Here is a 21301-nt window from a genome sequence, read left to right as displayed (position 1 = left end):
CATGTGGAAAACGATTTTACGGCGTTTGTTAATCATGATCCCTCAATTGATTATCTTGAGTTTGCTGGTCTTCCTTTTGGCTAAAATGATGCCTGGTGACCCATTCAGTGGATCAATTAACCCTAACACCGACCCTAAACAAATTGAAGCCTTAAAACGGGCTGCAGGTCTGTTTGATCCATGGTACGTGCAATACTTTAGATGGGTGGGCAACTTGTTCCATGGTGATCTTGGTACAAGTTACATCCAGCACGTTCCTGTAACTTCATTGATTGCCGACCGTGCAAATAACACCTTCTGGTTATCACTTTTAACTACTATTTTGACTTATAGTATTGCTGTCCCTCTTGGTATTACTTCAGGTCGTCACCAAGACGAATGGCAAGATACTAGTGTTAGAATCTTTAACTACATCACTTTAGCAACTCCAGGGTTCGTATTCTATATTTTAGGTTTGTGGCTCTTCGGCTTTACTTTAGGCTGGTTCCCAATCTCTGGTTCAGTTTCAGCTAGTGCATCTGGCTTCTGGGGAATTCTTGGTAGTAGGATTTATCACATGATTCTACCAGCCATTTTGTATGCTTTGATTACCACTACTGGTACTGTTCAGTACTTAAGAACTGGGATTGTTGATAACAAAGTTGAAGACTACGTAAGAACTGCTCGTAGTAAAGGTGTGCCTGAAAATGTCGTCTTCAACAAGCACATTTTACGTAACTCATTATTGCCAATCGCTGCCTTCCTTGGTAACACTATTACCGGTTTGCTTAGTGGTTCAATGATCATTGAAAGTGTATTTAGTTACCCTGGTATGGGTAAGTTGTTCCTTGACTCAATTGGTCAACGTGACTACACTACTTTGACTGCTTTGATTTTGATCTTTGGTATCTTGACTTTAATTGGTAACTTGTTGTCAGATATCATCATGAGTATCATTGACCCACGTATTAGAATTCAATAGGGAGGAGAGAAAAAATGGCTGATAAAAAAGAAAAAGCTACAAAGAAAGCTACTAAAGAAGACGCAAAGCAAAAGGCTACTCTCCCACCTTCTGGATTCAAGGTGGCAATGCACGAAATTGTGCGTTCAAAGTCTGCTTTAACAGCTTTGATTATCATTATCGTAATTTTACTGTTTACATTCGGTGGTTCATTATTCTTGAACCGTGCTCAAGTAACTGAAATGAACATTGCGGATTCATATTATGGTTGGGGTGAAGCAGGCCACTTGTTAGGTACTGATGACGGTGGTCGTGACATCTTGAAGCTGCTAATCATGGGTGGACGTAACTCAATCATGATCGGTATTTCAGTTACTGTAATTACTGAAATTGTTGGTTTGGTAGTCGGTTTGGTTTCTGGTTACTTTGGTGGAGCAATTGACTCAGTTATCATGAGAATAGTTGACTTTATCCAGATTTTGCCACAAATGCCAATTATCATTGTTTTGACTACTGTTATTCCTAACTACAATGCCGTAACTTTGGTATTCTTGATTGCGATGTTTGGTTGGACGGTAACGGCGCGTTACTTCCGTTCGTTCGTCCTATCGCAGCGTGGTCGTGACTATGTTTTGGCATCTAAGACTTCAGGTTCATCTAACTTTAAGATTATGTTCCGTGAAGTTTTGCCAAACATTACTTCAATGATTATCATTGACGTTGTTTTGAGTATTGCTGGTAACATTGGTATTGAAACTAGTTTGTCATTCTTGAACTATGGTTTACCAAGTACTACGCCATCACTTGGTACTTTGATTGGTTTTGCCAATGACCCAGTTAACGTTATTAACCGTCCATGGTTGTGGTTGCCTGCTACTATCTTGCTTTTGGTAATTTCCTTAAGTATTAACTATGTTGGTCAAGCTCTGCAACGTGCTGGTGACGCAAGACAGCGTGAAAACTAATAAAGTAATAATTAAATTAAAACAGCTCTATCGCTTAGTAGAGCTGTTTTTTGTTTATATAACTAAAATCTTATTTAAAGTAAATAAAATAAATATTAAAAATTATTCCATAAAACTATTGCATTTATAATTTATGGTGGTATTATTTAATCATCAACTTGATTCAAATAACTATTGAAAAAGAATTGTATCCTAGATGGGGGAAACAAAGTATGAAATTATCAAAGTATTGGGTTCAGTAGGAGTCGTTTCTGCGGCAGCATTAGCGTTAGTTGCTTGTGGTAACAAGAGTGAAAGCAATAATGCTGGTGCTAAGGATGCACAAAAATTCCCAGCATCCACTCCTAAGAAAGCTACTAAACAAGGTGGTAGTGTATCAGTTGCTCTAGAAACTGATACTCCGTTTACTGGGATTTTCTCAGATGAATTAGCAACTTCTGCAATTGACTCAAGCGTTGCAGCTCCAGGTGAAGAATCATTATTTGACACCGATGATCATTACAGAATCAATGACAAAGGTGCCGCAACTATGAAGATTGACAAGAAAGCCAAAACTGTAACTATTACAGTTAAGAAGGGTGTTAAGTGGTCTGATGGTCAACAAGTAAATGCTAAGGATCTTGAATATCCATATGAAATCTTAGCTAACAAAAAGACAGCAGCTCAACGTTATGATTCTACTCTGGAAGAAATTAAAGGTATGAAAGAGTATCATGAGGGTAAGGCAAAAACTATTTCAGGGATTGAAATGCCAGATGGTGAAAAGGGTCGCACTATTGTAATTCATTATAAAGAATTAAAGCCTGGTATGTACTTCTCAGGTAATGGTTACTTCTGGGAATCAGCTGCTCCATATCATTATTTAAAGAACGTTCCATTTAATAAACTTCAATCAAGTGATCAAATCAGAAAGAAGCCATTATACTTTGGCCCATTTAAGCTTGATAAGCTTGTTCGTGGTCAATCAGTAACTTGGGTTCCTAACAAATACTACTGGAGAGGTAAACCAAAGTTGGATAAAATTACCATCTCTGTAGTAAACCCTAACTCAGCTTCTCAAGCTATCAAGAGTCACAAGTTCGACATTGCTGGTGTAATTAATTCACAATGGGATCAAGTTAAGAATACTAAAGGTGTTAACTGGGTTGCTCAGGTTCCACTTGCATATAGTTATCTTGGCTTTAAAGTCGGTAAGTGGGATTCCAAGACTGGCAAGAATGTAATGGATAAGAATTCTAAGGTTGGTAACAAGAATTTAAGAAAAGCTATCGGCTATGCAATGAACTTAGATGCTGTTAACAAGCGTTATACTCATGGCTTAAGCTTTAGAATTAATACTTTGATTCCTTCAGGCTTTGGTAAGTATCACGACAGTAGTATTAAGGGCTTCAATTACAACTTAAAGAAAGCTAATGAATTGCTTGACAAGGCTGGCTATAAGAAGAAGGGTAAGTGGCGTGTACAACCAAATGGTAAGCCATTAGTTCTTCACTACGCTTCAATGTCAGGCTCTGCAAACGCAGAAGCTATTACCCAAAACTACTTGCAACAATGGCATAAGATCGGTCTTAATGTTAAGTTAACTGGTGGCAGTTTGATGGAATTCAACTCATTCTATGACAAGGTGCAACACGACTCTAAAGATATTGACTTCTTCTCTGCAGGTTGGAGCTTAGCTTCTGAGCCATCACAAGCATCTATGTATGGTGAAACCTCACCAATGAACTATGAGCGTTTTGCAACTCCTGAAAACAACAAGTTGCTTGCAGAAATGGACTCTCAAAAAGCATTTGATACTAATTACCGTATTAAAGTCTTCCATGAATGGCAAAAGTACATGTATGATGAAGCATTTGTAATTCCAACTAATAATTCTTACAGTATTTCTGCAGTTAATAACAAACTTACTGGTTACTCAACCAAACCATCACAAAATAACAACGGTCACCAATTATGGTACCAAGTTGGTTACGCTAAGTAATTCATTAATCATTAGTAAAACTAAACTCCAAAATTCTAAACATAAACAAATTCCTTATATTAAATTCTAATAACTAACTAATAGAAAAGACAGGTATCTTAATTCGAATACCTGTCTTTTTCATGCTATTGTTATCTTTTTGTAATAGTGATAAAATTAAGTAATCAACTTGCTCCAAGTAATGGAGGAATTTTACTAATGAAAAAGGCAAAACTTTTTGCTGGTATTACACTGTTATCAGGTGTAGCTCTTACCTTAGCTGCCTGTGGTAAGTCAGAATCTCATTCTGATGAATCAAAGACTGCTTCTAAGTTTAAGGAAGCTGTTCCTACTAAGGCTACTAAGAATGGCGGTACTGTTAAGGTTGCTGTTGAAGCTGATACCCCATTTACTGGTATCTTCAACGACGAACTTTCAACTTCAGCTACTGATACTGAAGTTATGCAATATGGTGCAGAATCACTTTTTGGTACTGATGATCACTATGTTTTCAATGATAAAGGTGCTGCAACAATTAAGGTTGACCAAAAAGCTAAGACCGTAACTGTTGAAATTAAGAAGGGTGTTAAGTGGTCAGATGGCAAGCAAGTAACTGCCAAGGACTATGAATACGCTTATGAAATTATTGCTAACAAAGACACTAAGTCACAACGTTACACTTCAAGTTTAGCTGATTTGGAAGGCTTGCAAGAATATCATGAAGGTAAGTCAAAGACTATCTCAGGCTTTGAAATGCCAGATGGTGAAAACGGTCGTAAAGCTGTTCTTCACTTTAAGACGATGAAGCCTGGTATGAACACTTCAGGTAATGGTTACATTTGGGAAGCTGCTGCTCCTTACCACTACTTGAAAGATGTTAAATTCAAGGACTTAATGTCAAGTGATAAGATCCGTAAGAAGCCATTGTTCTTTGGTGCTTACAAGTTGCAAAAGGTTGTTCGTGGTCAATCAGTAACTTGGGTTCCTAACGAATACTACTACAAGGGTAAGCCAAAGCTTTCAAAGATTACTGCTACAGTAATTAACCCTAACTCAGTTGCTCAAAGTATTAAGTCAAGAAAATTTGACGTTACTCAAGTAATCAACTCACAATGGAAGAACATCAAGGATACTAAGGGCGTTAACTTTATCGCTAAAATTCCACTACAATACTCATACTTAGGCTTTAAGGTTGGTAAGTGGGATGCCAAGAAGGGCGAAAACGTAATGGACAAGAATTCTAAGATGAATAACAAGGCCTTACGTCAAGCTATTGGTTATGGTATGAACGTTAACCAAGTTTACAAGCGTTACTCATTTGGTTTATCATTCAGAGTTCCAACTTTGATTCCAAAACAATTTGGTGATTACTTTGACAAGGATATTAAGGGTTACACTTACAATATCAAGAAGGGTAATGAAATCTTGGATAAGGCTGGCTTCAAGAAGAAGGGTACTTATCGTGTACAACCTAATGGCAAGCCTTTAACTATTCGTTTAGCTGCTATGACTGGTAGTTCAACAGCAGAACCAATCGTTCAAAACTACATCCAACAATGGAAGAAGATGGGCTTGAACGTTAAGTTAACTAGTGGTCGTTTAATCGAATTCAATTCATTCTATGACAAGGTTCAAAACGATGATCCATCAGTAGATATGTTTATTGGTGCATGGTCATTATCAAGTGAACCATCACCTAATGACTTGTATAGCGAAAAGGCTCCAATGAACTACTCACGTTTCGTAACTCCTGAAAACACCAAGTTACTTGACGAAATGGATTCACAGAAGGCCTTCAACCACAAGTACAGAGTTGAAAAATTCCATGAATGGCAAAAGTACATGTTTGATGAAGCTTACGTAATTCCTATAGCTAATAGTTACTCAATTACTGCCGTTAACAAGAAGCTTACTGGTTACTCACTTAAGCCATCGGATTCAATGGGTAATGGTTTCCCTAACTGGTACAATGTTGCTTACGCTAAGTAAAGCAATTATTTAAAATTACAAAAGACTGTTTCTAAATTTTAGAAGCGGTCTTTTTTCTGTGACCCGAAAACTGGTATAATTTATAGGTATAAAAAGGGGCATTTTTATGGTAAGTACAAAGTTTTTAAAAAAATTAAAAGACGATTATAATATCGAATTTAACAATGAAAAGCTATTAGAAGAAGCATTTACGCATTCTTCATATTCAAATGAACATCCCAATGATGGAATTCGCGATTATGAAAAACTCGAATTTCTTGGTGATGCTGTGCTAGAATTAGCCGTTTCGAATTATGTTTATCTTCATTATCCTAAGTTGAATGAAGGTGAATTAACTCGTTTGAGATCTAATATTGTCCGAACTGAAGGATTTTCAGAATTCGCCATTGAATGTGGTTTTCAAGATGAGATTCACTTGGGCAATGGTGAAGAAAAAGCTGGAGCACGACACCGCAAAACTTTACTGGAAGACGTGTTTGAAGCTTTCAATGGGGCACTTTTCCTTGATCAAGGGATGCCAGCAGTTGAACATTTTTTGCATTTAACAGTTTATCCATTGATTGATAAGGGTGAATTCGATGATTCACGCGACTATAAGACAGACTTGCAGGAAGTATTGCAGCAAGATGGTCCTGTGAATATCGAATACACCGTTATTAGTGAATCTCAATTACCTTCACACTTTGTTGTTGAACTAAAAATTAACGGAAAAGTTGAATCAAAAGGTGAGGGTCACAATAAGAAAGCAGCTGAACAACAAGCTGCTAAGGTCGCTTTACAAAAATTAGAAAAATAAGGGGATGAAAAAGTGCCATTAACAGAATTAGTGCTCGATGGTTTTAAATCATTCGCTGATAAGACAACTATTCATTTTGATGATGGAATTACGGGAATCGTTGGTCCTAATGGTTCGGGGAAAAGTAACATTACTGAAGCCGTACGTTGGGTAATGGGTGAATCCAGTGCTAAGTCACTACGTGGAACGAATATGAAGGATGTCATCTTTGCCGGTAGTCAATTTCGTAAGCCGCTCAATAAGGCGGAAGTTACTTTAGTTTTTGATAATAAAAAGCGTGAGTTGGCTTTTGATTCAGATCAGGTCTCAATTACTAGAAGAATTCTGCGATCAGGTGACAGTGACTTTTTAATTAATAATCAGCAAGTGCGGATGCGAGATGTGCGGACACTCTTTCTTGATTCTGGAATTTCACCTAATAGCCTAGCAATTATTTCTCAGGGTCGAGTTGATCAGATCTTAAATTCTCGTCCTGAACAAAGAAGAGTAATCTTTGAAGAAGCTGCTGGTGTTTTGCATTTTAAACAACAAAAAGAAGCTGCCAAGGCGCAAATGGAGAAAACCAAGGATAATTTAATTAGAATCAATGACTTGGTTAAAGAACTTGAAGGTCGATTGGAGCCGCTGCATGAGCAAAGTTCGCTGGCTAAAGAATATCAATTTCAAAAGAAGGGACTAGATCAGAAATTAAAAAGTCTATTAGCTTTTGAAATTGAGGATTTAAACCGGCAAAAAGAAGAAGTCCAAAAAGCAGCAGATAGGAACCAAATCCTGTTAACAAAACTGGATAATGAAGTAAAAGGTTCGCAAAGTGCTGTTTCTGAAAAACGGGCAGAATATCAAAAAATTCAAAATGAGCGAGAGCAAACGCAGAGTGAATTATTAAAGCTAAGTGACCAATTATCACAGATCAATACTAACTTGCAGGTCGCACAGCAATCACAACAGTTTAATAATTCAACTAGGGTAGAAACTCAACGTCAAGTTGAAGAATTGAAAAATAGCTTGGTTAAGTTAAAGGATGAATTGTCTGAACTGCAGCGGAATAAAAAGCAACTTAAGCAAGAGCAAGATGCTTTACAAGAGCAGCATGATCAATTGACTGGTGAATTGCACGATGATCCAGAAGAATTGAGTAAGCGACTAGAAGATTGTCGTAACGACTATATTCAACTTTTACAAGATCAGGCTACAACTAATAATCAGATTGTTAATCTGAATACTGAATTAAAACGTAGTCAGGCAGACACTACTTATCAAAATAGTGATGTAAGCAAGCAGCTAACCGATGCTCGGACTGAACTGGAAAAGCTGAGAACTGAAGGCAAGCAGCTGACAGTTAAGCGGCAAAGGGAAAAAGAAAAATTTGCGCAAGTTAATGATCAAAATAATGATTTAACTAAACAGATTAATCAGATTCGGCAAGCCGTTAACGCAGAGCGCAGTCAATTAGAGAAAGTTGAAGCGCGACATGAAGCTTTAGTAAATATTCAAAAGCGGCATGAGGGTTATTACTACGGTGTACGTAATGTTTTGAATCATCTATCTGATTTCCCTGGTGTGATCGGGGCTGTGGGTGAATTGATTACATTTCCAGTTGAGCTAGAAGCTGCAATGACAACAGCTCTTGGCGGTGGCGTACAGGATTTGATTACTGAAAGCAGAGTTAGTGCTAGGGATGCAATTAATCAATTAAAGCGTAGTCGTAGTGGACGAGCTACTTTTTTACCATTAGATGGCTTGCGTCAATACACTATTCCACAGTCAACTATCACTACTTTGCAATCTTTTAGTGGCTTTAAGGGCGTAGCAAGTGATTTAGTTGAAAGTAAAGCCGATCAAGATATTACTGCTGCGATTAATTATTTGCTGGGTAGTGTGATTATCGTTGATACGATTGATAGTGCAATGTCAATTTCACGTCGAGTTAACCGCTATCGGATTGTTACCTTAGATGGCGATGTGATTTCCCCAGGTGGTTCGATGACTGGTGGTCAAAGAAACCAACGTAATAATTCACCACTGCAGACGGCAACTGAAATTAATCAGTTAGAGAAGCAATTACAGACTTTACGACAAAATTTGGCTGAAGATCAAGAACGGTTAGATGAGCTAGTTACTCAAGGTGAAAAAGTTGCGGCTAAATTGCAACAACTGCGTGATACTTTGCAGGAGACTAATCAAGCGATTAATGAAGTTGCTATTTCTTTCCAAAATCAAGAAAAGGAAGTAAAGCGGCTAACTGATGCTAATAGTTTATATAAATCTCGAGTAAAAGAACAACAAGATCGGATTGCTGCTTTAAAGAAAGAAATCACTCAGGCTAATGATCAGCAGGAACAATTGGCTAAGCAAAATGAAGTACAAAAGGGCAAAATGAATGACTTGCAAGAAAAGATTAAGAACTTCAATAGCTTAAGTCAACGTGTACAAGAGGAATTATCAAAGCTTGATCCTCAAATTGCAGTTTATACTAATAAGTTGGAAAACTTAGCTAGTCAGGAAAAAGAAAAAAATAGTCAGATCACTAATAATCAGAAGCAAACTGATAGCTTAGAGCAGAAATTAACTGAATTAAGTCAAAATGGTGAATTATCAGTTAAGAAGAATTCTGATTTACAAACACAAAAAGCTGAAATTAAGCAAAAGAATGAAACTCTGCAAAAGAAGCTGAATGAACTTAGTGCGCAATTAGGACAAGTTGATGCGCAGATTAATCAACTTGACCAAGTTGCCAGTCGTAATTATGATTTACGCAAAGATGCAGCAATTGAACAAGAAGATTACTCAGTAAAGATTGCGAAGTTTAATTCCGCAATTGATCAGCGCTTGTCAACTTTGAGTGAAGAGTATGCCTTAACGTTTGAAGCTGCTTTAGAGCAAGCAGAAGGCGAAAATACTGAAGAAAAGCGCAATGAACTGGCTAAAAGCGTGAAGTTGCATCGCATGTCAATTGAAGATATTGGCCAAGTAAATCTTGATTCTATTCAAGAATATGAAGATGTGAAAAAGCGCTATGACTTTTTGAATGGTCAGCAAAATGACCTGTTAAAAGCTCGTGATGACCTTGAAAAGTCAATGAACGAGTTAGATGAAGAAGTTAAGACGCGCTTCAAGAGTACCTTTAATCAAGTAGCATCTAGCTTTAAGAGTATTTTTCCAGTTGTCTTTGGTGGCGGTAAAGCTAGATTGGAACTCACTGAGCCTAATAATTTGCTAGAAACTGGAATTGAGATTATCGCACAGCCGCCTGGCAAAAAGCAGCAACGTTTAAGTCTGCTTTCTGGTGGTGAACGCGCGTTAACCGCAATTACTTTGTTGTTTGCCATGTTGCAGGTTAATCCGGTACCATTTTGTGTACTTGATGAAGTAGAAGCTGCCCTGGATGATGCAAACGTTACTCGTTTTGCGCAATTTTTGCTTAAATACGATATGAAAACCCAATTCATCGTGATCACGCATAGACGAGGGACGATGCGGCAGGCTGACCAACTATATGGTGTGGTTATGCAAGAATCTGGCGTTTCGCAAGTATTGTCGGTATCATTAAAAGAAATGAAGAATAAAAATGAGGTGAAATAGTTGGGTTTATTTGATCGAATAAAAAAATCACTCTTTGGTAAAAAAGACGAAGAGGATGAAAACAAAAAAGAAGAAAAACAGACTGAGCAAGAAAATGAAGCTAAGCCTGAATCAGAGGATAATGATCAAGAATCTGAAAAAGTAGTTGATGAAGCTAAATCGAAAACTGAAACTACTGATGAAGAAGAACAAACAGTAGAAGCACAAGAAGACTCTGAGGTAGAAGCTGAATCTGGTGATGAAGAAAAAGCAGTAGATTTAGATTCTAAACAACAGCCTGAAGAAGTTAAAGTAGAAGAGACTACTGAGACTGAAACAGAAGAACAAGTTGAAGAAACTGAAGTTTCTGATGAGGAGCCAACAGAATCACAAGAACAGCTTTATGAAAAGGGGCTAGAAAAGACTAACAAGGGATTTGGTGCAAGACTTAACGCCTTTTTTGCCAAGTTTAGAACAGTTGATGAAGATTTCTTCGATGATCTAGAAGACTTATTAATTGAATCTGACGTTGGCTATGAAACTGCTGAACAATTAACTGATGAATTGCGTGAAGAGGCTAAATTGCAAAATGCTAAGTCACGTGATGACTTGAAGCGAGTAATCGTTGAAAAGTTGGTTGACCTTTATGATAAAGGCGGCAATAGCGAAGATGAGCAATTGACGTATAATGCTGAAGCTAAACCTAACGTTTATCTATTTGTTGGGGTTAATGGTGCAGGTAAAACTACTACAATCGGTAAGTTAGCCAAACGTTTTAAGAATGAAGGGAAGTCAGTAATTTTAGCTGCTGCCGATACCTTTAGAGCGGGTGCCGTTGAACAGCTAGTTGAATGGGGAAAACGTGTTGACGTACCCGTAGTTACTGGTAAAAAAAAGGCTGATCCTGCTTCTGTTGTTTATGATGCAACTGAACGGGCAATCAGGGAAAAAGCTGACTATCTTTTAGTCGATACTGCGGGACGCTTACAAAATAAGAAGAATTTAATGGCTGAATTGGAAAAAATTCAAAGAACAATCAAGAAGCTTTTACCAGATCAGCCAACAGAAACCTTGCTTGTGTTAGATGGTTCAACCGGGCAAAATGCGCTTTTGCAAGCCAAAGACTTTGACAAGACCACCAAATTAACTGGGCTTGTTTTAACTAAGTTGGACGGCTCATCTAAGGGTGGGGTAGTTCTAGCTATCCGTAACGAAATGAATTTGCCGGTTAAATTGGTTGGCTTAGGTGAGAGAGCTGAAGACTTAGCTGATTTTGATGCTGCAAATTATGCGATCGGTCTTTTCCACGGCTTGGTCTAGTGATAAAGTTAGAGATGTAAATATAGTTTTATAAGGAGAATTTTATGAAAGAATATAGTGCTTGTACTACTATCTTAGTTGGTAAAAATGCCTCGATTGATGGCACCACTATGATTGCTCGTAATGATGACACTTTTCGTCCAATTACCCCACAAAAGTTCATTATTGAGCCAGCCCGTCATGGTGAAAAGAAACATATTAAGTCATGGTTAAACAAGTTTGAAATGGACTTGCCAGAAGATGCGCAACGTGTACCAGCTGTTCCTAATGTTGATTACAAGCATCGTGGCTACTACGATGAAAGTGGAATTAACCAAGAAAACGTTGCAATGTCATGTACTGAATCAACTTATGGTAATGAGAGAACTTTAGCATTTGATCCACTTGTTAAAGATGGATTAGATGAAGACTGCATGCAGACTTCTGTTTTGCCATACATTCATTCAGCTCGTGATGGTGTGCAATATTTAGGTAAGTTAATTGCTAAGTACGGTTCACCAGCTGGTAACTCAGTTTTATTCAGTGATAAAGATGAAATTTGGTACATGGAAATTGTTACAGGTCACCACTGGGTAGCTGAGCGCATTCCAGATGATTGTTACGCTGCAACTGGTAATCGAGTTGCGATTGAACAAGTTGACTTTGATAATCCTGATTACTTCATGTGGAGTGAAGGTATTCAAGAATTTGTTGAAGAACACCATTTGAACCCAGATCATGAAGGCTGGAACTTCCGTCATATTTTTGGTACCTATACTGAACAAGATCGTCACTACAACACCAACCGTCAATGGTATATTCAAAAATTGTTCAATCCCGAAATTGAACAAGACCCACAAGATGGCGATATTCCATTTATTCGTAAGGCAGCTAAGAAGATCACTAAGGAAGATATTCAATTTGCTTTAGGTTCACACTACCAAGATACCCCGTATGATCCATTTGGTAAGGGTACGGATGAAGAAAAACATTGCTACCGTCCAATCGGTTTAAACCGTACGCAAAATGCTCATATTTTGCAAATTAGAAGTGATGTTCCAGCAGATCGTGCGGCTATTATGTGGTTATGTATTGGTGGTCCAACTTTCACTCCATTTGTACCATTCTTTGCTAATATGAATGATACTGATCCTTCATATAACAATACCTCAATGGATTACAATATGAATGATGCATGGTGGTATTACAAGTCATTTGCAGCTATCGTTGAAAGTCATTACCCACAATTTGTTCAGCTTGATACTACTTATTTAACTGAACTTAACCGCTACTTCAGAGGTCGAGTTGAAGAAATTATTGCTGGTGCAGAAGGTAAATCAGGTGATGAGTTAACTGAATATTTGACTAAGGAAAATCAAAAGACTGTTGCCCATACTCGTAAGGAAACTGAAAAGCTTTGGGGTCAAATGATGATTGAATCGATCAACATGTCCAAACTTACTTTCAATATGGATGAAAATCTTTAATAAATTCAAAACAGCTCGAAAAAGGGCTGTTTTTTATAATATGTGAAATGAAAGGAATATAGACAATGGCAGAAGGTACTATTGGCTCATTTTTTTACTAAGATTAACAATGAAGTTGAAAAACAAATGAATGACGATTTAAAAAAATTTGGTATTAATGCTAATGAACTGTTATTGAATTAAATCATCATCAGCATGGCAAAACTTTTGAAAAGTTGGCTAAAGAATTACATGTAACTAATGACAAGGTCAAATCTTTGACAAAAAATTGGCTGCCAAAGATTTGTGAAAGAAAGTTGAAAAGCACCGTGCAGAAACTGACCAAACTATTACAGGGATGCTCAGTAAAGATGAAACTCTTGGCTTGGTTAATGTACTGAAAAAGATGCTTAAGTCGAGTGAAGACAATAAGTAATGTAAAATAGTAGAACTCCAGAAGTTAATTACTTTTGGAGTTTTTTTATGCAAAAATTATTGACAAATCTTTAATATAATATTACTGTATTAAGTAAATAGAACAGTAATATTATTAGTGAAAGGATAAAAATGTCAGAAATTTTAAGAGTGGATCAAGTAACTAAGACTTATGGTAAAAAAGGTGAGAAGCAATACCAAGCTTTAAAAGGAATTAGCTTTGCCATTGAACAAGGTGAATTCGTTGGCATTATGGGTGCTTCTGGTTCAGGAAAGACAACTTTATTGAATATCTTGTCGACGTTAGATAAGCCAACTAGTGGACATGTTTTAGTCAATAAGCAAGACATTACTGCACTTAAGAACAATCAAATGGCAGATTTTCGCGGAAAAGAAATTGGCTTTATTTTTCAAGATTTCAACTTGCTAGATAATTTGACTAATCGCGAGAATATAGCCTTGCCATTATCGCTTCAAGGAGTGAAGGCAAAGGAGATTGACGGAAAAGCAATGGCGATTGCCAAAAGATTGGGAATAGAATCTATCTTGGACAAATACCCAGCTGAAATTTCTGGTGGTCAAAAACAGCGTGTTGCTTCAGCTCGAGCATTGGTCCATAATCCGGCAATTTTATATGGTGATGAACCTACAGGAGCTTTAGATTCACAATCAGCTACGGAATTATTGAAAACAATGGCAGACTTGAATAAGAATGATCAAGTTTCGATTCTGATGGTAACGCATGATCCTTATTCAGCTTCTTACGCTCAAAGAATTTTGTTCATCAAAGATGGAAAAATCGGCAAAGAAATTAAAAAAGAAAATAAGACCAGAGAAGAATTTTATCAAGATATTATTGCTGAATTAGGTAGACGTTAGAGGGAGGTATAGATGTGCTTTGGAAATTATCACTAACAGGGCTAAAAAGTCGCTTTAAAGATTATGCTGTTTTGTTTTCGGGGCTAACTCTAGCTGCTGCAATCTTTTATATGTTTATGACCATTGCAATTAATCCAGCTTTTCTTAAGGGTTCAATGGCCATTGCTTTTTCAATTACCCAGATGGTCTTTATTTTTGGGATAGCGCTATTAGCTATTATTACCCTAGTCTATATTGTTTACGCAAATAGTTTTTTGCTTAGTATGCGTAAAAAAGATTATGGTACTTATATGATCCTAGGAGCGAGAAATAGTAAAATTGGCCGTTTAATTTTTACAGAGACGGTTGTTATTGGTTTACTCGCTACTGCATTAGGAATTTTAATTGGTATCGGCTTGACTCAAGTTGTTTCTCAGTTATTAATCTCTCAATTGGGTTTGCAGCTGCATAAATTCTTAGGCTTTTATTTACCGGCTATTTTATGGACAGTTGTTTTCTTTGTAGTTTTATTCTTCTTGGCTGCAATTTGGAATCGGCATAAATTGGTAAGTACTAGTGTAATCAAGCTTTTGCATGAGGATCAAAAACCAGTTAAGTTACGTAATAACCGAATCTGGAAAGCAACTGAAGTAATTCTAGGCCTTGCCCTTCTAGCCATTGGCTACTGGGCAATGTGGGATTACCATCAGTTGCAAATTAAATCGGTTGAAATTGGTTTTGTCACTATTTTGGCTGGTTCATATTTTGTATTTGATTCTGTATTTACTACAGTTATCAATGCTTTACGGAAAAATAAAAAGTTTAAATACAGTAAACTGCATTCTTTTACCTTAGGTCAGCTAAAATTTAGGTTAGGTGATTACAATAGAGTTTTAACTGTTATTTCCTTGCTTTTTGCTCTAGCATTAGGTGCGATCACTGTTGGATTAAACTTTAATAATATGACAGAGACTGCTCTTCAGGCAACATATTATGATGCTGTGTTGTATAAAAGGGATGCTAAAGTTAATCAACAACTTAAAAAAGTTGCCGTTAGAAAACAAACGACTTTGAATTATAAGGTCAATGGGAAAAAGAAGTTTCCTGTTCTATATGTTACTGACCAAGAAATTGCTAAGAAAAAAATCAAATTCCAATCTGGTCGAAAGAACGGCGACCAAATGAATTGGAAGACAAAGACGATTACAGTTGCAGGTGTAAAGAATAAAAAACAAGAGATGAATTTCCAACTTGCTAGTTTAACACCTTATTCTGATTATGAGGTTAAAGTTGTAACTCCAGCTGAATATGTGAAGATTCCTGTAAAAAACAAACAAGTAACCTTGCTATTAATCAATAACTTTAGAAGTAATTTTAATAATATTGAAAAATTGCAAAAGATGTCACTTGACCAGACAGTTACTAAGGATGCACAAGGAGTTTATGTTTCTCTGAATAATTCTAAATCTGCTCAATATCGCTTAGTAGCAAGCGTTGCGTCAGGTTTTGAATTTATGGGCTTCTTCTTAGGCTTAGCTTTCTTAGCTATGTTAGCTTCAACCTTAATGTTTAAAGTGCTATCAGGAGCAAACAGTGATCGTCCTCGATATGAAATGTTGTGGAAGGTCGGATCAAGACGTAAGTTATTAAAGAGCTCGATTAAAGCGGAGATTGGTACCTTGTTCACTTTACCGGCTGTCTTGGGTGTGATTGATGTATTATTTGGACTACAATTTTTCAAAGGGATTTTAGCTAATCCATACGATAAAATTTGGATTCCATTTACGATCTTTTTAGTATTGTATTTGCTTTATTACTTAATTACAGTAAAACTCTATGAAGGAATTGTATTGAAAAAATAATGGTACGAAAAAAGATCTGCAAAATGCAGATCTTTTTAACTGTATTTAGATTAATTTTATTTATTTTGCTTATTTAAAATTGAATGACGAACACCATAGCTAAAGTAAATGATTAAGCCTAAAATAAACCAAATACCAGCACAAAGTTTAGCTTGGTAGTCAAGCCCTAAGAAGACAATTAAAGCAGCCATGAAACCTAAAGCAGGTAAAACTGGATAAAATGGCATCTTGAATGAAGGATCATCAATGTCTTTTCCTTCACGTGGACGCAACTTATAAATACCTAAAGAAACAAACATAAAAGCAATTAAAGTACCAGCTGAAACCAATTGTGACAACATGGAGAAGGGGAAAAATGCTCCAAGTAAAATTGCTACGATTGTTAATGTCCATAAAGCATTATTAGGTCGACGATCTGCATTCAACTTGCCCAGCCATTTAGGAAGCATCCCGTCACGGCCAAATGAATAGATCAATCTTGAACCGGCCATACTCATCCCAATCAAAGCAGTGAACATCCCTAAAACAGCAATGGTTTGAACAATGATGGCAACAATTGGATGACCAGCAAACCGTAAGGCTAAACCCACTGGTTCAGCGGAATTAGCATACTTCTGATAAGGCATAATTCCAATTAAAACTAAACTAACTCCGACAAATAAAGTAACAGCAATAGCAAGTGAGCCTAAAATGCCGCGAGGCATAGTTTTTTGTGGATTAATTGCCTCAGCTGAGTTAGCGGCGATTGAATCAAAGCCAATGTAAGATAAGAAAATCATTGAAACACCAGCATAGATTCCTTGCCAGCCACCGAATGGACCGTTAGCAGTCATCTTGTATTTCGGTATAAATGGGGTGAAGTTAATTTTTTTAATTGCAAAAACGCCAACGGCAATAAAGAGTAGAATGGCTAACACCTTTAATACAACTAAGGCATTTTCAACGCGAGCTGCCCTTGAAACACCATGACCAATTAATAAGGCAACTAACAAGATTGAAACTAAAGAAATGATATCAATAATACCACCGTTATTGCCAAAGGCGTTAGATAATGACGCGGGTAGTTTCCAACCTAATGGTGCGATTAGAGCTCTAAAGTTAGCAGAAAGCCCCGAACCGACGAAAGCCAAAGCAATGAAATATTCTGCTAGAAGGGCCCATCCTGCTACCCAACCCCAGAATTCTCCTAAAACTACGTTGATCCATGAATAAGCTGATCCTGCAAATGGCATTGCAGCAGCCATTTCTGCATAGGCAAAAGCCACTAAACCAGCAGCGATTGCTGCTAAAATAAAGGAAATCGCTACTGCAGGGCCGGTATGCTTAGCTGCAACTTCACCAGGTAGAGTGAAAATTGAAGCGGAGACGATTGTTCCAACACCTAGAGCTAAGAAGTCCTTTACTTTTAATGAGCGAACCAGGTGTCCATCTTTATTTTCATAGACGCGTGGATCTTCTTTACTGTTCATTCTCTGCCAAAGATTCACAACGCAACTCCTCCTTATGTTAAAATATATCCATCTAATTATAATTAAAAATACGTTAAAAAATCAATTACTACATATTTGAAATTCCACTTTTTTTAGAAATTGTTATCTAAGATAGGTTAATCTAGCACTAGCTTATGACCTTTGTTATACTAAAGACTGGTGAAAATCAATGGATGAACTAACTAAAAACGAGGAGCTAGGCGATTTATATGCCTACTATGGCTCTTTATTAACCCGGGGGCAACAATCTTATTTTGAAGACTATTACTACAATGATTTGTCTCTAGGCGAAATCGCTGCTAATCATCAAGTATCTCGTCAGGCTATCTATGATAATCTCAAGCGCTCAAGTAAAATTCTTCAGAACTATGAAGAGAAATTGCATATGAAGCGCGACAACAATCAGGTTGAAGATGTCTTGGCAGATACGCTTTTATCTTTAGATAATGGTGATAGTGAAGCTGCTAAAAAAGAAATAACCAATTTATTAAATCAATTGAGGGGAGAATAGCCCATGGCTTTTGAAAATTTAAGTGAAAGAATTCAAAAAGCATTAAAAAATTTAACTGGCAAAGGTAAGGTCTCAGAAGAAGATATTAATAAGGCTAGTCGTGAAATTCGACTTGCTTTGTTAGAAGCCGACGTTAACTTTAAGGTCGTTAAGGACTTTATTAAAACCATTAAGAAAGAAGCCCTTGGCAAGGAAGTTCAGGAAAGTTTAAACCCAGGTCAACAAGTAATTAAGATCGTTAATGAACAGTTAACGAAGATGATGGGTGAAGAAGCAGTTCCTTTAAACAAGTCTAAGCATATTCCAACTATCATTATGATGGTCGGTTTGCAGGGTACTGGTAAGACTACGACTGTGGGTAAATTAGCCTATCATTTGCAAAAGACCGAAAAGGCCCGTCCGCTGTTGATAGCTGGCGATATTTATCGTCCGGCTGCTGTTGATCAATTGAAACAAATTGGTGATCAGTTAAAAGTTCCAGTATATAGTGAAGATGGAGAAAAAGACGTAGCTAAAATTGTTCAAGATGGACTTGCAGAGGCTGAAAAGAACAAGAATGACTATGTTTTGATCGATACAGCTGGTCGTTTAGAAATCGATGAACCTTTAATGGAAGAATTAGAGCGGGTAAAGAAAGTAGCCCATCCTGATAACATTCTTTTAGTCGTTGATGCCATGACTGGTCAGGCGGCAACAGATGTAGCCAAAGGCTTTGACGAACGCCTTGATGTTACGGGCGTGATTTTGACTAAGTTAGATGGTGATACTCGTGGTGGTGCAGCTCTTTCAATTCGTGCGGTAACTGGTAAGCCGATCTTATTTACTGGTCAAGGTGAAAAATTAAGCGATTTAGATGTTTTCCATCCAGATAGAATGGCATCCAGAATTTTAGGTATGGGTGACATGCTTTCCTTAATTGAAAAAGCCCAACAAGATTATGATGCTAAGGAAGCTGAAAAAGTCGCTGAAAAGATGCGGGAAAATACTTTTGACTTCAATGATTTTGTTGATCAATTGCAACAAATTCAAAAAATGGGGCCTCTTGATCAAATCATGAAGATGATTCCGGGACTAGCTAATAATCCGCAATTAAAGAATCTAAATGTTGATCAAAAGCAAATTGATCATACTGAAGCAATTGTTTATTCAATGACTCCTGAGGAACGAGAAAATCCTGATATGCTTAATCCAAGCCGTCGCCGAAGAATAGCTGCTGGTTCAGGTCGTCCTGTAGTTGAAGTCAATAGGATGATTAAGCAGTTTAAGCAAATGCGCGACATGATGAGTAAAATGTCTAAAGGAAATATGAAGGGCTTGAGCAATTTGCCTGGAATGGATTCGCCAATGGCTAAGATGGCAATGCGCCGAATGAATAAGAATTTCAAGAAAAATAAGAAGAAGCGTTTACGCAAGGTAAAAAGATTCCATTCTTAAAAAATAAACTGTTAAGGAAAAATACTTTACACCTGTTAAGTTTGGTGGTATATTATTAATCGTTAAGTTTTAGGAGGAAATTAATTTATGTCAGTTAAAATTCGTATGCACCGTGCTGGTGCCAAGAGAAAGCCATTTTACAGAATCGTTGTTGCAGACTCACGTATGCCACGTGATGGTCGCTTCATCGAACAAGTTGGTTACTACAACCCAGTTTCACAACCAAAGGAATTGAAGCTTGACGAAGACAAGATCTTTGAATGGTTACAAAAAGGTGCACAACCTTCAGACACTGTTAGATCACTTCTTTCAGGTGCTGGCTTGATGGCTAAGTTGCACGATGCAAAATACAACAAGTAATTTTGCTATTAATTAAGAGCTTGATGCCGTGTGCTTCAAGCTTTTTTTATACCTAAAGGAGAAAAAATGGAATATTACGATGTTGCTCGGATTTTAACTACGCACGGTTTGAATGGTGAAGTTAAAGTTAGTGTAATTACTGATTTCCCTGAAGATCGTTTTGCTATAGGGATGCATTTGGCAATCAAAGGTGAAACTTCTCAAGTTTTAACTGTGGCCAAGAGTAGACCTTTTAAGCAATTTTGGTTAGTTCAATTTGCAGAGATTACTGATATTGATCAAGCTGAAAAATTAAAAGGAAAAATACTAGTTGTTAGTGAAGCCGACCGCGGTGAACTACCTGAAGGCGTTTATTACTATAAGGACATCTTTGACTGTGATGTCATTGATGAAGAATCCGGTAAGCGCTTGGGTAAAATCACTGATATTGAATCGCCTGGTGCTAATGATATTTGGCTAGTCCATGAAGATAATGGTAAAGAGTATTGGATTCCTAATATTGCATCGGTGGTTAAAAAAGTAGATGTAGCTAATAAAAAAGTCTATGTTGAGTTATTGGAGGGCTTACGCGATGAAGATTAATGTATTGACACTTTTTCCTGATATGTTTGCTCCTTTGCAAGTTTCAATGTTGGGACGTGGGCTTGAAGATAAAAAATGGGAGCTTAATTTAGTTAATTTTCGTAATTTCACTACCGATGTACATCATCATGTTGATGATACGCCCTATGGTGGTGGCGCTGGGATGGTTTTGCAAATTATGCCGATTAAAAAAGCACTTGACTCGTTACCATCTACAGGTAAGGTAATTATTACTGCACCACAAGGTAAAACTTTTAATGAAAAAATGGCGCAAAGCTGGGCCCAAGAAGATGAATTAACCTTTATTTGCGGACATTACGAGGGCTTTGATCAGCGGGTTTATGACTTGGCTGACGAAACTGTTTCAATCGGTGATTATGTTTTAACTGGTGGTGAATTGCCAACAATGAGTATGATTGATGCTACAGTAAGACTTTTACCTGGTATTTTGGGCAATGCAGCTAGTCCAGTTGAAGAAAGCTTTTCACATGGGTTGTTAGAATATCCGCAATATACGCGTCCAGCAGATTTTGAAGGGCAAAAGGTGCCAGAGATATTGACTAGTGGCAATCATCAAAAAATTGCACAATGGCGGCATAAAGAGGCTCTTAGAACAACATATTTGCATCGACCTGATTTGCTCAAAGAACGAGTTTTAACAACTGAAGAAAAGAAAATGTTGGCAGATATTAAAGCAGAGCTTGATTAAGCAAGCTCTACTTGATATACTATTCATCGTGGCGTGACCACAATGAATAAGTTTAGGGGTGTTCCGCTGGCGTTGGTACGTTGA

Annotated in this window: 16 protein-coding genes and 1 pseudogene; 16 read left to right on the top strand and 1 reads right to left on the bottom strand. The window is 37.2% G+C overall.

Going from position 1 to position 21301, the window contains the following annotated elements:
* The first annotated feature begins 1 nt into the window (after position 1).
* From opp4B to CP352_RS02315, 11 genes and pseudogenes are all read left to right on the top strand, one after another.
* Entirely contained in the window at positions 2–961 is a 960-nt protein-coding gene (gene opp4B / locus CP352_RS02365; RefSeq protein ID WP_065989480.1) for an oligopeptide ABC transporter permease, read from the top strand.
* Between the two features lie 14 nt (positions 962–975).
* Entirely contained in the window at positions 976–1905 is a 930-nt protein-coding gene (locus CP352_RS02360) for an ABC transporter permease (RefSeq protein ID WP_023488743.1), read from the top strand.
* 196 nt (positions 1906–2101) lie between these two features.
* Positions 2102–3886: an oligopeptide ABC transporter substrate-binding protein gene (locus CP352_RS02355; RefSeq protein ID WP_098034848.1), complete on the top strand. Its 1785-nt coding sequence runs from the start codon at positions 2102–2104 to the stop codon at positions 3884–3886.
* A gap of 198 nt (positions 3887–4084) precedes the next feature.
* Positions 4085–5854, top strand: a complete 1770-nt coding sequence (locus CP352_RS02350; RefSeq protein WP_065989478.1) for an oligopeptide ABC transporter substrate-binding protein — start codon at positions 4085–4087, stop codon at positions 5852–5854.
* A 106-nt stretch (positions 5855–5960) separates the two neighbouring features.
* Complete coding sequence (gene rnc, locus CP352_RS02345) at positions 5961–6650, top strand: ribonuclease III (protein WP_005728467.1); 690 nt, start codon at positions 5961–5963, stop codon at positions 6648–6650.
* Between the two features lie 12 nt (positions 6651–6662).
* Entirely contained in the window at positions 6663–10232 is a 3570-nt protein-coding gene (gene smc, locus CP352_RS02340; protein WP_089142889.1) for a chromosome segregation protein SMC, read from the top strand.
* Positions 10233–11531 carry a signal recognition particle-docking protein FtsY gene (ftsY, locus tag CP352_RS02335; protein ID WP_089142888.1) on the top strand — a complete coding sequence of 433 codons (1299 nt, stop codon included), beginning with the start codon at positions 10233–10235 and terminating at the stop codon, positions 11529–11531.
* 44 nt (positions 11532–11575) lie between these two features.
* Positions 11576–12997, top strand: a complete 1422-nt coding sequence (locus CP352_RS02330; RefSeq protein WP_089142887.1) for a C69 family dipeptidase — start codon at positions 11576–11578, stop codon at positions 12995–12997.
* Positions 12998–13062: 65 nt separating this feature from the next.
* Positions 13063–13412, top strand: a pseudogene (locus tag CP352_RS11525) (MarR family transcriptional regulator).
* 131 nt (positions 13413–13543) lie between these two features.
* On the top strand, positions 13544–14290 hold the full coding sequence (locus CP352_RS02320; protein WP_013086514.1) for an ABC transporter ATP-binding protein: 747 nt from the start codon (positions 13544–13546) through the stop codon (positions 14288–14290).
* A gap of 14 nt (positions 14291–14304) precedes the next feature.
* Entirely contained in the window at positions 14305–16131 is a 1827-nt protein-coding gene (locus tag CP352_RS02315; protein ID WP_089145369.1) for an FtsX-like permease family protein, read from the top strand.
* Between the two features lie 56 nt (positions 16132–16187).
* Here the strand turns inward: CP352_RS02315 and CP352_RS02310 are convergent, their stop codons facing one another.
* Complete coding sequence (locus CP352_RS02310; protein ID WP_089142885.1) at positions 16188–17618, bottom strand: APC family permease; 1431 nt, start codon at positions 17616–17618, stop codon at positions 16188–16190.
* Positions 17619–17790: 172 nt separating this feature from the next.
* Between CP352_RS02310 and ylxM the strand changes: the two genes are divergently transcribed.
* The 5 genes from ylxM to trmD all read left to right on the top strand — a co-directional run bounded on the left by ylxM (position 17791) and on the right by trmD (position 21217).
* The gene (ylxM, locus tag CP352_RS02305; protein WP_013086512.1) at positions 17791–18132 is read left to right on the top strand and encodes a YlxM family DNA-binding protein; all 342 of its coding nucleotides are present in this window, start codon (positions 17791–17793) and stop codon (positions 18130–18132) included.
* A 3-nt stretch (positions 18133–18135) separates the two neighbouring features.
* Positions 18136–19566 (top strand): signal recognition particle protein, encoded by a 1431-nt coding sequence (ffh, locus tag CP352_RS02300; RefSeq protein WP_089142884.1) that lies wholly within the window; start codon positions 18136–18138, stop codon positions 19564–19566.
* An 87-nt stretch (positions 19567–19653) separates the two neighbouring features.
* Positions 19654–19926, top strand: a complete 273-nt coding sequence (gene rpsP / locus CP352_RS02295) for a 30S ribosomal protein S16 (protein ID WP_003547870.1) — start codon at positions 19654–19656, stop codon at positions 19924–19926.
* 66 nt (positions 19927–19992) lie between these two features.
* Complete coding sequence (gene rimM / locus CP352_RS02290; RefSeq protein ID WP_013086510.1) at positions 19993–20508, top strand: ribosome maturation factor RimM; 516 nt, start codon at positions 19993–19995, stop codon at positions 20506–20508.
* On the top strand, positions 20498–21217 hold the full coding sequence (trmD, locus tag CP352_RS02285) for a tRNA (guanosine(37)-N1)-methyltransferase TrmD (RefSeq protein WP_005719317.1): 720 nt from the start codon (positions 20498–20500) through the stop codon (positions 21215–21217). Before rimM ends, trmD begins: the two co-directional genes overlap by 11 nt.
* Positions 21218–21301 lie beyond the last annotated feature (84 nt).

Source organism: Lactobacillus sp. UMNPBX1, from assembly GCF_002554085.1.
In the GTDB taxonomy this organism is placed as follows: domain Bacteria; phylum Bacillota; class Bacilli; order Lactobacillales; family Lactobacillaceae; genus Lactobacillus; species Lactobacillus crispatus.
Note: the sequence above shows the minus strand (reverse complement) of the source record. Positions and strands in the feature narration are given on the sequence as shown.

Bases quoted from the DNA above. Each gene is read 5' to 3' on its own strand.
- opp4B (WP_065989480.1), top strand. From the start codon at position 2: ATGTGGAAAACGATTTTACGGCGTTTGTTAATCATGATCCCTCAATTG.
- CP352_RS02360 (WP_023488743.1), top strand. From the start codon at position 976: ATGGCTGATAAAAAAGAAAAAGCTACAAAGAAAGCTACTAAAGAAGAC.
- CP352_RS02355 (WP_098034848.1), top strand. From the start codon at position 2,102: ATGGGGGAAACAAAGTATGAAATTATCAAAGTATTGGGTTCAGTAGGA.
- CP352_RS02350 (WP_065989478.1), top strand. From the start codon at position 4,085: ATGAAAAAGGCAAAACTTTTTGCTGGTATTACACTGTTATCAGGTGTA.
- rnc (WP_005728467.1), top strand. From the start codon at position 5,961: ATGGTAAGTACAAAGTTTTTAAAAAAATTAAAAGACGATTATAATATC.
- CP352_RS02330 (WP_089142887.1), top strand. From the start codon at position 11,576: ATGAAAGAATATAGTGCTTGTACTACTATCTTAGTTGGTAAAAATGCC.
- CP352_RS02320 (WP_013086514.1), top strand. From the start codon at position 13,544: ATGTCAGAAATTTTAAGAGTGGATCAAGTAACTAAGACTTATGGTAAA.
- ylxM (WP_013086512.1), top strand. From the start codon at position 17,791: ATGGATGAACTAACTAAAAACGAGGAGCTAGGCGATTTATATGCCTAC.
- ffh (WP_089142884.1), top strand. From the start codon at position 18,136: ATGGCTTTTGAAAATTTAAGTGAAAGAATTCAAAAAGCATTAAAAAAT.
- rpsP (WP_003547870.1), top strand. From the start codon at position 19,654: ATGTCAGTTAAAATTCGTATGCACCGTGCTGGTGCCAAGAGAAAGCCA.
- rimM (WP_013086510.1), top strand. From the start codon at position 19,993: ATGGAATATTACGATGTTGCTCGGATTTTAACTACGCACGGTTTGAAT.
- trmD (WP_005719317.1), top strand. From the start codon at position 20,498: ATGAAGATTAATGTATTGACACTTTTTCCTGATATGTTTGCTCCTTTG.